This window comes from Methyloglobulus sp. (assembly GCF_964779595.1).
Window position 1 is genome coordinate 1 of record NZ_CBAROL010000006.1, and the last position, 13,235, is coordinate 13,235.

Consider the following 13,235-nt stretch of genomic DNA (forward strand, 5'->3'; position numbering starts at 1 on the left):
ATCTGGTATCTTTGTATCTGGGTTAGCTGTTTATAACCTTTCATAAGCTTCCTCATCTTTGGTCGGATTGAAAAAGCCTTGAACTATATCAGCTAACCTCTTTCAATCACGTTAAAATGAATTGCACTTATGAGTTGAATCTAAGAAATATTATTAGAACAGAATAGTCAGAGCAACAGCAACAAGCCTGTAATCGTGTTTTCAGTACAGGATTTTGTACAAGAAGGGATACTAAACGTAACCAAACCGGTAAAAACCAGCGAAATGCTAAAGGTTTTGGAGCAAGCCAAAACCATTATCGCTGAACGTTCAATAAAAGCGGCGGAAAGAGTCATGCCGCCAGATCCAAAAGCGGCTGAAAAAGATGTTTTGGATCTGTTCAATTACAGTTTGACGCAGAATCAAGATGCGCCAGTACCGCAAACTAAACCTGAAGAAGCGACGCAACCGCCAGTCGAACCGGAACAGCCCGTACTTAAAACCTTTGTAGCCGATCAGGGTGAGCGCAGCAAAACAGCAAAACATCAAACTGCGATGCGGCTGGATGAAAAAAGCTTTAATGAGCTAATTGGCGGAATTGACGGGCTTGACGCAAATGGACCTAAGCAATTTATCAACGATGCTAATTACAATCCCAAAGACTACTTTCAAGGTTTTTTCCAAGCCGCTATTGCAGAAGCTAAGATAAACAATCAAATAATGTTGCTGGAATCTAGCTGGTGGCCGATTACCTTATTTCCACGAACCCAAGAAATTTGGCTGGAGGCGGGTGATATTGAGCTGAAAGGTTTTGCGGGGATACAGCTCAATCGTAAGACTAAGACAGCAGAATTGTTTCTTACACCAGTAGACCCACAAAAAATGGATATAGGCGGTGCTTTGGATAAGTTTCAAAACATGGACGCGTTTTTATGGAAGCTGGCGTGCTGGACTTCAAGGGGACGCTATCCCCAAGAAATTGACTTCAAACTACCGATTTACTTAAAAAACTGGCCTAATTTTACCCGCTTAGTGATTACGCCCCATGCACTTAGAATTGCATCCTTGCTCATTCAAGGTCCTAGGACGATGGTCAATGTCGCTCAGGCACTCAATATCAGACCGCAATATGTCTTTGTGTTTGTCAGTGCTGCGTATGCCGTCGGTTTGGTTGGTCAGGCAAGAAGGGCGGAGGATGTTCTCGTGCAAGCGCCGGATATTCAACCAAGTAAAGCTAAGGGATTGTTGGGTCGCATTATGAGTAAATTGCGCGGTAATTAATTAGGTATAACGGAACATCGAGATCATGAGTCAATATAAGATTATTTTTACCGGTCCCGTCGGCGCAGGCAAGACCACCGCGATAAATTCCATCAGCGATGTGCCACCGATTAAAACCGATGCCGCCGCAAGTGATATGACCAAATCCAGAAAGGCTGCAACGACTGTTGCGATGGATTATGGCATTATGAATCTTGACGATGGTGAGAAAATTCATCTCTACGGCACGCCAGGCCAAGAGCGTTTCGACTTCATGTGGGACATCCTCGTTACTGGCGGGATTGGTTTGGTTTTGTTGCTGGACAATACCAGAGCCGATCCATTCAAAGATATGCGCTTCTTTTTGGAGGCGTTTAAGAAATATATCGGCGAAACTGGGGTTGCCATCGGTGTTACGCAAATGGACATCAGCAGCAAGCCGACCATTGCCGACTACCACGCTCAATTGCAAATTTCAGATTTGAAACCGCCGATTTTTGCAGTTGATGCAAGAGTCAAAGAAGATATATCTTTGCTGGTACAATCATTGCTCTATTCTTTGGATCCTGGCTTGGCAGAATAATTATGAGTACCTATACCCTATCCGAAGGTCTATTTTTATACCCCACGCCAGCCGGTGCATTTTATGCTGTCTCCTCTGGTGACACGGATAAGTCTCGGCAATTTCTCAGGAAAATGCTCCAGCAGCCGGTAACTCAGGCGTTAAATCTTGATAAACTCCAAGAAATGACTGGTCTTGATGAGCCGGAAAAGTGCCTTGAGCTACTACATCAATGTCAAAAGCTGGGCTGGGTACAAGGCTTGAATGCCGAACGCAGCTATCCATCTGATCTGCTTGAAAATATTCTACCTGATTTGCTCAGTAAAATGTCTGAAAGCGGCAAGGTATTATTGGCTGATATGCAGGGCTTTTATCTTGCCAGCCACGGCTTTCCACACGAAGTCGCGGAAGAGCTATCAGGTCTGAGTGCAGAACTGGCAACTGTTCATAGTCGGCGTTCTGGCGTGTTGATGAATAACCTCGGTGTAGCTAATCATTCCTGGGGAATAATCGACGTATTCGGTAACAACCAGATCGGCTTTTGGCCGCTGTTTATCGGTAAAAATCGCTTTGTTTTAGTTATTTCAGGTGTTCCCCATTTTAATCAGCCGGAATTTGTCGATTTGATATGGGCATTATCCATACGTTATGCGGAAAAGGTGGGCTGACTTGGGCAGTTATCTGAGTGAGTTTCACGTCAACCTGACAAAATTGTAAGGTAGTGACGTAAATTGTTACCACCATTCATAAATTTTGTGTAATCCTGCATTTGGAGCTATGATATTTTTTGAGAACTTCGTCACAAATATCAAAAAAATAGCGGCGGCTTTCACAACTTAATTGGACATGAATTTTGTGACAAAAGCGACAAATAGACTAAACTCGTAAGTGTTTATTATTGTATTTCAATAGAATAGTGTTATTACGGAGTTATTAAGTTATTTTTTAGTAAAAAGGGTGGACTCGCTAGTAGCGGGGATTATGAGCGTTGCATCATCGTTGATGGCGTACGCTATGGGCATGTGTTAAATCCCAAAACAGGATGGCCGGTGCGGCATCTGGCGGCAGTTAGCGTGATCGGTGATTTTTGTGTGGTGGCAGGCAGTGCATCGACAATAGCTATGCTTAAGGAAGGTGAAGGAACTGAATGGTTGCAGAATTTGGGTTTACCTCATCTTTGGGTGGATACCCACGGTGAAACGGGCGGCTCAATGGGGTAAGATAGTTTTTGACTAAATACGAACCTCAATATATTAAGATTCCAGTGCATTAGCTATTGATTGGATCTTTTAAAGTTTGAGCCGTTAGCGGCGAGCTTGCACCGCATGCACTTCCGCTGGTCGTCGAACCATGAATGGAATCAACTTGTTAAGAGATTCCAAAAATTGAAAATAAGCAAAATAATAATTAGGTTAAAAGATAATGACTGACAGTACTACCACTAGCCACAGCAAAACCTGGCTTTATTTCATCGTATTTCTGACTGGCGCATCGGTAATGGTCATCGAATTGTTGGGAGCTCGACTAATAGCGCCGTTTTACGGTGCCAGTCTTTACGTCTGGTCATCCTTAATTTCAGTCACCATGATTGCCTTGGCGGTCGGCTATTTTGTCGGTGGGCGTTGGGCTGACCGGGCGCAACGTACCGGATTGTCGTTGATTATTGCTTTGGCTGCGATATTCACTTTACTAATTCCCTGGGCAGCACGTCCGGTATTACTGGCGACCGACCCGTTGGGTTTACGCGGTGGCGCATTTACCAGTGCGCTGGTGTTGTTTTTCCCCAGCTTGACTTTGCTCGGTATGGTGGGGCCGTTTGCCATCAAATTGGCGACATCACAACTGGATGGGGTTGGTAGCAGCTCCGGCACTATCTATGCGGTCAGCACCTTGGGCAGTGTAATAGGCACTTTGTTACTGGGTTTTTTTCTGTTCCCTTGGGTAGGTTCGCGGCAAATTCTGGTGAGTTTGGGGTTGTTGTTGTTCGTACTTGCCGTTGCCGTTGCTGTGTTTGAACAGAAACGCTTTGGCAAAACCATTGCTGTTTTGCCTTGTACGATTCTTGCGTTAGCAGGTTTGTGTTTGGTGCCAAAAATTGTCGGTGCGGGACATGTTCCACCTGATGGACGTTTTAACGTGCTTTCGGAGCGTGAAAGCTTATATGGCTATGTTCGTGTCATCGAGCAAAGTAGCCGCGATTTGCGATTTCTCACCTCTGATGCCTCCATGATTGGTGCTGCTAACATTTCTGATGGTGCTAACCGGTTGACTTATCAGGATATAGTTGTCTTAATTCCGGCAATCAAACCGACAATCAAAAAAGCCTTATTGATAGGGCAGGGCGCAGGACACATGGCGATGGCACTGCGTGACAAATACGGTATTGTGACCGATACTTTGGAAATTGATCCTGCTGTCGCGCAAGCGGCGACAGACTATTTCGGCTTTAAATCGAACGGTAAAGCAATCGTGGGCGATGCCCGCTATGAAATCCGGCATTTGACTGGGCCGTATGATTTGATTATCCACGATTGTTTTACGGGTGGTTCGGAACCGTCACATCTGTTGACCGTGGAAACCTTGCAACAATTGCAGGGATTATTGTCTCCGCAAGGCATAGTCGCGCTTAATTTTGTTGCCTTCGGTCAAGGCGAAGGCCAAAAAGCGTTAGCTTCCGTTGCTAAAACTGTCGCGCAAGTGTTTCCGAACCAATCTTTGTTTGTCTCCGAACCGGGTGAAGATTTCAATGATTATATATTTCTTGCCAGCAGTCAGCCGATTGATTCAGCTTCACCCTCGCTCAATGCCGAACAAGCTGATTGGCTAAACAAGCGTAAATTCACCGTTGATGCCAGTAATGGCATTATTCTGACCGATAATCTTAATCCCTTGGAACACTTACAAACCCATAAATCTGAGCATTACCGCCACGTTTTGGTGGACTGGTTTGGAAATGATTTGTTAGTGCGGTAATGTTTGTCCTGAAATATTTAACCCAAATCACAGCTTGACACTGACAGAATAAAATTCTCTGCTAAACTTAAGAAGAATTTAATATTTATTTTAAATAGTTTTCATAACCTATTGTATATAAATATTATTTTTATATTTTTCAGTTATAAAACGCTAATCGATTTAACTCTGCTATCCAGAGTGAGGATGTCAAGATGAAATGTTTTCGTTCAGTTTTAGTCGGTTTTGTGGTTGTGGCGTGTTTTTTTCTGACCGGATTTAAGAAACATATACCTAATCACGCATCATCAACAAAAAATCATCCCTCTATTGAAGAAGCAAAACAACAAAAGCCTTTGGATTTGACAGTACCATTGAGAACTGTGAGCTTTGAGGATTTGCCCGAAACGTTGGCGATAGTGCAGGGGGAATCACCAGAAGCCCTTATCAACAATAGCAAAAACAGAACAAGAGCGGTTGAGCTTCAAGGTAAGGTTATTATGTCGCAAGAACCAGAAGCCGGAAAAATCAAATCGGCAGATGGGGCAGGGATTGTAATCAATCTTCATAACTAATAGGTATTGAATACACCTTGTTAGTGCAGTGCAAGGATGCACATTTTTTAAAATGTGAGTAGTGTTTGGGGGCTTAATAAAATCCTCAATTCCACAAAACAATCAAACCAAAGCGCGTTCCTGTAGCTCCTTAATTTCATCCCTGATCTTAGCGGCTTGTTCAAACTCCAGGTTTTTGGCGTGTTTATACATGGAATCTTCAAGTTGCTTCAATTTTTTGCCCAATTGTTTGGGTGACATTACCTGATATTCCGCTGCGCTTTCCGCGATTTTTCCTTGAGTTTTGCTGAATCCGGGCAATCCTGAGCCTGGAATGGCGATTTGTAAGATGTCGATGATGGATTTGTTGATGCTTTTCGGTTCTATGTGGTGCAGTTGATTAAACGTGTGTTGTTTTTCACGTCGGCGGTCGGTTTCATCAATCGCCTGCTGCATCGAGCGGGTGATCTTATCGCCGTATAAAATAGCTTTGCCGTGCAAATTTCTGGCGGCTCGGCCAATGGTTTGTACCAGTGAGACGACGGAACGCAAAAAGCCTTCCTTATCGGCATCTAGGATAGCCACCAAAGACACTTCGGGAATATCAAGCCCTTCGCGTAACAGGTTAATCCCAACCAAAACGTCAAACTTGCCTAAACGTAAATCCCGGATAATTTCGACGCGTTCCACGGTTTCGACATCGGAATGCAGATAACGCACCCGAATATCGTGTTCCGAAAGGTATTCCGTCAAGTCCTCGGACATCCGTTTTGTTAAGGTGGTGACGAGTACGCGTTCGTTTACCGCCACGCGTTTATTGATTTCAGAAAGCAAATCATCAACTTGGGTTGAGGCAGGACGAACTTCTACGATGGGGTCAAGCAAGCCCGTCGGTCTGACGACCTGCTCGACAAAATCCCCGCAATGGGCTTTCTCATAAGGCCCTGGTGTTGCCGAGACATAAATGCGTTGGGGCGATTTTGCCTCAAATTCGTCGAACATCAGGGGGCGGTTATCTAACGCAGAAGGTAGTCTGAAACCGTACTCCACCAAGGTTTCTTTGCGCGAACGGTCGCCTTTGAACATGGCCCCAATCTGCGGCAGGGTAACATGGCTTTCGTCGATAATCACCAAGGCATCTTCACTCAGGTAATCGAACATAGTGGGCGGAGATTCAACCGCTTGCCTGCCGGATAAGTAGCGCGAGTAATTTTCGATACCCGAGCAGTAGCCAACTTCCATTATCATTTCTAGGTCGAATAAGGTGCGTTGCTCCAGGCGTTGGGCTTCCACCAGCTTATTGGCAGAATACAGATAAGCCAAGCGTTCTTTAAGTTCTATCTTGATTGATTCGACGGCAGATAATAATTGCTCGCGGGGCGTGACATAGTGGCTTTTAGGGTAGACTGTGTAACGGACAATCCGGCTGATGATTTCGCCAGTTAAGGGGTCGAATAAGGACAATCGTTCGACTTCATCATCAAATAACTCAACCCGTAAGGCTTCCTGTTCGGATTCGGCAGGGAAAATGTCGATCACTTCACCGCGTACTCGGTAAGTTGCCCGGCGCAGTTCAATGTCGTTACGGGTATATTGCATTTCGGCAAGCCGTCGCAGAATATCCCGTTGCTTAATCATATCGCCTTTTACCAGATGCAATACCATCTGGAAGTACGATTCCGGTTCACCTAAGCCATAAATTGCAGAAACGGTTGCGACTACAATGGTATCTTTTCTTTCTATTAATGCTTTGGTAGCAGATAGCCGCATTTGTTCGATATGTTCGTTTAAGGAAGCATCCTTATCGATAAAGGTATCAGAGGCGGGTACATAAGCTTCGGGTTGGTAATAATCATAATAAGAGACAAAATATTCCACGCTGTTTTCAGGAAAGAACTCTTTCATTTCGCCATATAATTGTGCTGCCAGCGTTTTATTCGGTGCCATAATCATGGCGGGGCGTTGCACTTGGCTAATGACATTGGCGATGGTAAAAGTTTTGCCCGAACCGGTTACGCCCAGCAAAGTTTGATGTACTTCGCCATCATTCAAGCCTTCGATCAGTTGCTTGATCGCCGTGGGCTGGTCACCAGCGGGTTGGAATGGGCTGTGGATTTTGAATGGCTTTTCCACTTTGTTCAGTTCAGTTTTTGATAAGGGTAAAATCGTGTCAGCAAAACTATCGCCATAAATGCACCAAAAGTATCAGCCACCCAATCCCAAGCATCGGCTGTTCGACCTACCACAAATGATTGATGCCATTCATCCGAGATTCCGTATAAACTGCAAAATACAACGCTGACAATTGCCAGTATAAAAGGCGGTGTAACAAAATGCCGGAAAGTGCGCCATGCCAACATCGCCATAATAAAATAAGCCGTTGCGTGGTGGAGTTTGTCCTGGTATTCGAATAGCATGGGTATAGGCAATGATGGCTTGTGTGAAAGCCAGAAAATTGCCGCGCAGTAAAGTAGCAACGTCAGAATATCGATAATTTTAAGCATAGTCCGTATTAAATTGCATGATGAACAATATATTTGAGATAGCCGAAGCCTGTCTCCATAATCCCACTATCGATGAAAAACTGGCACAAACCCATCACGCCAAGTTGTTGTTAGATAATGGTCAATTGGATTTTAGTTCAAACCAAGCGGTACAAGCGATTGGAGGGGTAAAATTCCCCGAAAAGCCGATTTTGCAAGCCCCGCGCAATATGCCCAAGCGCAAGATAACATCACCAGAAGGCGTAATTGCATTTTTTCACGCCATTGCCCATGTTGAATTCATGGCGATTTACTTGGCTTGGGATTTGCTTTACCGCTTTCGTGGCTTGCCAGAGCAATTCTATCAGGATTGGCTGTGCGTTGCCGATGAAGAAGCCCAGCATTTTGAACTCATCAGGCAACATTTACGCAGTTTAAACGTCGAATACGGCGACTTGCCTGCACATGGTGGTCTGTGGGATCACGCAGTTGAGACGGCAGATGATTTATTGGCGCGATTGGCATTAGTCCCCCGTTGTATGGAAGCAAGGGGGCTGGATGTAACGCCCGCCATCATTACTAAATTTGCTGCTCAGGAAGATACTGCTGGAGTAGCGATTTTAAACCGCATCTTAAGTGATGAAGTTAAGCATGTAGAACGTGGTTCATATTGGTTTAAAACCCTCTGCAACCAGCAAGGGCTACAGCCAGAAACCCAATACCAAGCATTAATAACCCAGTATTACCGAGGCGGCAAACCCAAAGGGCCATTTAACCGAGAAATGCGGAAAATTGCGGGTTTTTCGGATGCTGAATTGGATTGGTTGGAAATGGGGTGATAAGGATTGAAAATGCTGCCTCGGAGCGATTAGGACTTATGGGTTTAGAAACCGCAGACCTGCAAGAATTTGACATTGCTCAATATTAGGCAAATTTGGTCTGAAAAAGTAAATCCACGGTAAAATCACAGTGTCCTTAAAAATAACGCGAACTTTTACAAAAGGCGGATTCAAATTGGATGTTTTTTAGTTAATAAAATATTGTTAATTTCCACAGCGGAATGTGCAAATGAGAAAACGCTATCTATTAATCGCAATTATCCTTATCGGGCTTATTGCGACTTATTTTTACAAAAAGCAGCCCGTAGCTATAGAAGTTGATGTCTATACGGTCGAAAAAGGAGAAGTTAAATCGACGGTTTCCAATACGCGGGTAGGAACGGTGAAAGCGTGCCGACGAGCGTTTCTTGCGCCAGCAACGGGTGGGCAAGTGGCAAAACTGCATGTGAAGGAAGGTGATCAAGTTAAGCAAAATCAATTATTGCTGGAAGTGTGGAATGCCGATTTAAAAGATCAGGTTAAGTTACAAGAAGCACAAATCAAAGCAAATAAAGCAACCGCAGAACAGGCTTGCCAGTTGGGCGCAAATGCGGGGAGAGAAGCGCAACGTATCTCCAAGTTGTTCAAAAATAATCATATCGTGTCTGAAGAAGCGGTAGATAGCAAAGTATCTGCTGCCAAATCCAAACAAGCAGGCTGTAATGCTGCACGAGAAAGCGTTACGGTAAGCGAAAGAAGCAAGGATGCAGCACAAGCGGCAGTTGAACGCACCTTGGTATTCGCGCCTTTTGACGGCACAATTGCAGAAATTAATGCGGAATTGGGTGAATTCGTTACACCTTCGCCGCCCGGAATATTGACATTGCCGCCCATTGATTTGATGGATATTAGCTGCCTATATGTTTCCGCGCCCATTGATGAAGTCGATGCACCGCAAATCAAGGCAGGGATGACAGCGTGTGTCTCACTCGATGCCTTTGCGGAAAAACGCTGTTCCGGCACGGTGTCCAGAATTGCCCCGTATGTGCTGGAAAAAGAAAAGCAGGCGCGTACTGTCGAGGTCGAAGTCAAACTGACCGATCCCAAAGACCTGAAAGAATTGTTGCCCGGCTACAGTGCCGACATCGAAGTTTTGCTGACCAGCAAGCCGCAGGCGGTCCGTATTCCGGCGGAAGCCGTCATGGAAAATAACCGCGTATTGCTGGTTAAAGACGATGGCTTGTTGGAAGAACGCAGTTTCAAGCCAGGATTGACTAACTGGAATACCGTAGAGGTGCTATCTGGTCTGAATGTCGGCGATAAAATCGTCAAATCAATCGGCCAAGATGGCGTGGTGGCTGGAACATTCGTCAAGGAAAAGCCGTGATCCAATTGGAGCATATCCACCGTTATTTTCAGGTCGGCGAACACACCGTCCACGCCTTGGATGACATCAACCTCACGATTAACAAGGGCGAATACGTATCCATAATGGGTCCGTCAGGTTCAGGCAAATCCACCTTATTGAACATTATCGCCTTGCTTGATCGACCCTCTTCGGGGCGGTACGTGTTGAACGATCTGGATGTGATAAAGCGCAGCGATGATGAACTGGCACAAATACGCCGGGAAAACATCGGTTTTGTGTTCCAGTTTTTTCACGTCATTCCCCGCCTGACCGCCGCAGAAAACGTGGAAATGCCCATGATATTGGCAGGTATCGACAGCAAAGAACGCAAGCGGCGGGTTGAGGAAGCTCTTGTCGCCGTTAATCTCCAGGATCGAATGCACCACAAGCCCAACCAATTGTCCGGCGGACAACTGCAACGGGTGGCGATTGCGCGGGCAATGATTATGCGCCCAGAAGTAGTGTTGGCGGACGAACCCACAGGCAACCTCGACAGCAAATCCGGCCTGGAAATTATGGAGCTATTGGAAAGCCTTAATAAGCAAGGTGTTACCTTGGTGATGATTACCCACGACCAAGCATTAGGTAATCGTGCGCCGCACAGGATCAGGATAGTTGATGGGCAGATTGCATAGCTTGGATGAAACTCGTATGGCAGGAGATTGTTTATTCAGAATGCAATGCTTGCAAGGGATCTAAACGGGCAGCCTTGATCGCAGGCATCACCCCGGAAACAATGCCAATAAGCAAAGAAAGCAAAAATGCCGCTGCAACGTACGCCCACGCCAATTCAGCAGGAAGAGCTGGCACTAGGATACCGATTAAACCGACCACCCCAATCCCGGCGATAACGCCTATTACGCCACCCACCGCACTTAATGTCAGGGCTTCAAACAAGAACAACTTGAATATTATCTTCCTTTCCGCACCTATTGCCTTGAGCAAGCCAATTTCCGATACCCTTTCTGATGCGGCAATCGTCATGATAGTGATGATCCCAACAGAACCGACCAATAATGAAATTCCACCTAAAGCCGCCACTGCTAGCGTCAAAATATTCAGGACTGAATCCATGCTTTCTAACATCTGGTTTTGGGTAATCAAGGTAAAATCTTCACCGCCATGCCTGGCGACTAATAACCGTTTAATACTGTTTTGCAAGGTCGCGACGGATACGTTATTGGCATACAGCAAATCTATTTCCATCAGGCTTTCCCTGTCGAACATCTCCAAGGCTTTTCCGGCGGGAATGTAGACCGTGTCATCCATATCAAAACCCAGCATTTGGCCTTTTTTTTCCATCACGCCAATCACGCGGTAACGATCAGTACCGATACGTACGCGCTTTCCTAATGGACTTGTTTGCCCGAATAATTCGGTAGCCAGCTTATCCCCCAGGACGGCAAAGGCACGCGGGTTTGTTTCCTCACCAGCAGGCAAAAACTGACCTAGCGCTGGACGAATGTTCCATACTTTCGGGACAGCATCCCCAGCACCGATGACATTACTGCGCCGCTGTTTGTTGTCGGTCTCAACCCGCGCATTGCCCTGCACCACCGGCACAACGGCAACAATGCCGCCCAACTTACTGATAGCAGCGGCATCTGCCATTGATAGGGGTCTTACCGTGTTCATGGTAGCGGCAGATAGCCCAAACGTGGACTTCTTGCCAGGATGAATGCCGATGATATTCGTCCCAAACTGGGTAAATTCAGCGATGACGAAACTGTGCAGACCACGGCCCAATGAGGTCAAAATGATGACCGCAGCAATACCGATAATCAATCCTAACGACGTTAACGCAGAGCGCAATTTATAGGATGTGATCGTCCGAAATGACAGCCGCAGTATGTCGATGAAGTGCATGATTATCGTTTTGCTAATGCTATGATAGGATCAAGTCTTGCCGCTTTACGCGCAGGCAAAACACCAAAAATCAAGCCAGTCAAAATTGAAACACCTAATGCGGACAGCAATCCCCAGTTCGGTAGCTCAATAGGAAATTTCGGGTAAACAACGTGCAACAGTGCAATTGCCAATTGACCGAACAGCAAACCGACCAGCGCACCCGCCAACGATAATAAGACCGCTTCCGCCAAAAACAGCCACTGCACCTGGGTTTGGGATGCGCCCAATGCCTTTAACAAACCGATTTCAGCAGTCCGCTGGGTAACGCTGACTAACATGACATTCATCACCAGCACACCCGCTACAATCAAGCTAATGCCGCCAATACTTGCGACTGCAATAGTCAGCGCAATCAGGATCTTATTGAACGCGCTCACCACGCTGTCTTGCGTGATGATAGTAATATCTTCTTCACCTTCATGACGTAGCTTTATGATTTTTTTGACATCATCAACTGCTTTTATCATCGCGTCCCTGGATTTGGTTTCGATCAAAATACGAAACAGGGATTGCGTATCGAACAGGGCCTGGGCGGATGCAACCGGAATAATCACCATCTCATCAAAATCAACACCCACTGATTGGTCTTCCGAAGCCAGGATGCCAACAACACGAAAACGCCTGTCGTTAATACGCAACCATTGCCCAAGCGCGGACGTATTGGCGAATAACTGTTCGCGTATCGTTTGCCCTATTATGCAAACGGACAAGGCTTCATTGGATTCCGTTTTTGGCAAAAAACTGCCTTGCGCCATAGTCAAATGCCGTACCCGCAGCAGCTCATGCGTCGAACCAAACACATTGGTTTCCCGCTCTAGCCCTGCCGCCGTAACGGGCGCAGAACCAATCGTCAGCGGCGCAATCGCAGCAATATAAGGGCTATGCGACAAAGATTCCGCATCGTCTAAAGTCAAATCCCTGGGTGTTTCACCAAACACCGGCGGAGCGCCGCCCGTGGTTTCAGTTCGCCCTGGTAGAACAATGACAAGATGCGTACCCAAGGCTTCAAACTCATTGACGATGTAGGTACGTGCGCTTTCACTCAAGGAAATCAGCACGGTTACTGAAGTCACACCTATGCTCATCGCCAATATAATCAGCACCGTCCGAAGCCATTGGGACTTGATAGAAGTTAACGCATGTTGGAAGGTGTCCGCAGGAAGCATAGAAGTCTCAAAAATCGGTATCCAATGGCTTTTCAGAAGCTACGAAATCAGGTAAAGCATACCAAAGCGACACTCGAACATTTAGCAGACAATATCGCTACCCTGATGTCATGACGAATATTTTAATGATAAATATTCAATTATT

General features: G+C 45.9%; 12 protein-coding genes and 1 pseudogene. 9 read left to right on the forward strand and 4 right to left on the reverse strand.

Annotated features, from left to right (window positions below; translation table 11 throughout):
• Nucleotides 1-195 precede the first annotated feature (195 nt).
• From AC1YY3_RS03775 to AC1YY3_RS03800, 6 genes and pseudogenes are all read left to right on the forward strand, one after another.
• The gene (locus AC1YY3_RS03775; protein ID WP_482194325.1) at nt 196-1,260 is read left to right on the forward strand and encodes a hypothetical protein; all 1,065 of its coding nucleotides are present in this window, start codon (nt 196-198) and stop codon (nt 1,258-1,260) included.
• 25 nt (nt 1,261-1,285) lie between these two features.
• The gene (locus AC1YY3_RS03780; protein WP_482194326.1) at nt 1,286-1,822 is read left to right on the forward strand and encodes a GTP-binding protein; all 537 of its coding nucleotides are present in this window, start codon (nt 1,286-1,288) and stop codon (nt 1,820-1,822) included.
• 2 nt (nt 1,823-1,824) lie between these two features.
• Nucleotides 1,825-2,469: a hypothetical protein gene (locus AC1YY3_RS03785; protein ID WP_482194327.1), complete on the forward strand. Its 645-nt coding sequence runs from the start codon at nt 1,825-1,827 to the stop codon at nt 2,467-2,469.
• 288 nt (nt 2,470-2,757) lie between these two features.
• Nucleotides 2,758-3,021 (forward strand): annotated as a pseudogene (locus tag AC1YY3_RS03790) (FAD:protein FMN transferase); the annotation flags it as partial.
• Nucleotides 3,022-3,223: 202 nt separating this feature from the next.
• Nucleotides 3,224-4,774 carry a fused MFS/spermidine synthase gene (locus AC1YY3_RS03795; RefSeq protein ID WP_481824023.1) on the forward strand — a complete coding sequence of 517 codons (1,551 nt, stop codon included), beginning with the start codon at nt 3,224-3,226 and terminating at the stop codon, nt 4,772-4,774.
• A 194-nt stretch (nt 4,775-4,968) separates the two neighbouring features.
• The gene (locus AC1YY3_RS03800) at nt 4,969-5,328 is read left to right on the forward strand and encodes a hypothetical protein (RefSeq protein WP_481824024.1); all 360 of its coding nucleotides are present in this window, start codon (nt 4,969-4,971) and stop codon (nt 5,326-5,328) included.
• A 102-nt stretch (nt 5,329-5,430) separates the two neighbouring features.
• Here AC1YY3_RS03800 and uvrB read toward each other — a convergent pair whose 3' ends face one another.
• Together uvrB and AC1YY3_RS03810 are read right to left on the reverse strand one after the other, a co-directional pair.
• The gene (gene uvrB / locus AC1YY3_RS03805; protein ID WP_481824025.1) at nt 5,431-7,440 is read right to left on the reverse strand and encodes an excinuclease ABC subunit UvrB; all 2,010 of its coding nucleotides are present in this window, start codon (nt 7,438-7,440) and stop codon (nt 5,431-5,433) included.
• Between the two features lie 5 nt (nt 7,441-7,445).
• Nucleotides 7,446-7,811 (reverse strand): VanZ family protein, encoded by a 366-nt coding sequence (locus tag AC1YY3_RS03810; protein ID WP_481824026.1) that lies wholly within the window; start codon nt 7,809-7,811, stop codon nt 7,446-7,448.
• Nucleotides 7,812-7,831: 20 nt separating this feature from the next.
• Here AC1YY3_RS03810 and AC1YY3_RS03815 point away from each other — a divergent pair, with 20 nt between their 5' ends.
• The 3 genes from AC1YY3_RS03815 (at nt 7,832) to AC1YY3_RS03825 (ending at nt 10,651) form a co-directional block, all read left to right on the forward strand.
• Nucleotides 7,832-8,629 (forward strand): ferritin-like domain-containing protein, encoded by a 798-nt coding sequence (locus AC1YY3_RS03815; RefSeq protein ID WP_481824072.1) that lies wholly within the window; start codon nt 7,832-7,834, stop codon nt 8,627-8,629.
• Between the two features lie 229 nt (nt 8,630-8,858).
• The gene (locus tag AC1YY3_RS03820) at nt 8,859-9,995 is read left to right on the forward strand and encodes an efflux RND transporter periplasmic adaptor subunit (protein ID WP_481824027.1); all 1,137 of its coding nucleotides are present in this window, start codon (nt 8,859-8,861) and stop codon (nt 9,993-9,995) included.
• Nucleotides 9,992-10,651 carry an ABC transporter ATP-binding protein gene (locus AC1YY3_RS03825; RefSeq protein ID WP_481824028.1) on the forward strand — a complete coding sequence of 220 codons (660 nt, stop codon included), beginning with the start codon at nt 9,992-9,994 and terminating at the stop codon, nt 10,649-10,651. Before AC1YY3_RS03820 ends, AC1YY3_RS03825 begins: the two co-directional genes overlap by 4 nt.
• A gap of 31 nt (nt 10,652-10,682) precedes the next feature.
• Here the strand turns inward: AC1YY3_RS03825 and AC1YY3_RS03830 are convergent, their stop codons facing one another.
• Both AC1YY3_RS03830 and AC1YY3_RS03835 read right to left on the reverse strand, forming a co-directional pair.
• A complete protein-coding gene (locus tag AC1YY3_RS03830; protein ID WP_481824029.1) occupies nt 10,683-11,882 on the reverse strand; it encodes an ABC transporter permease in 1,200 nt (399 codons plus the stop codon).
• A gap of 2 nt (nt 11,883-11,884) precedes the next feature.
• The gene (locus tag AC1YY3_RS03835; RefSeq protein ID WP_481824030.1) at nt 11,885-13,090 is read right to left on the reverse strand and encodes an ABC transporter permease; all 1,206 of its coding nucleotides are present in this window, start codon (nt 13,088-13,090) and stop codon (nt 11,885-11,887) included.
• Between the last annotated feature and the right edge of the window lie 145 nt (nt 13,091-13,235).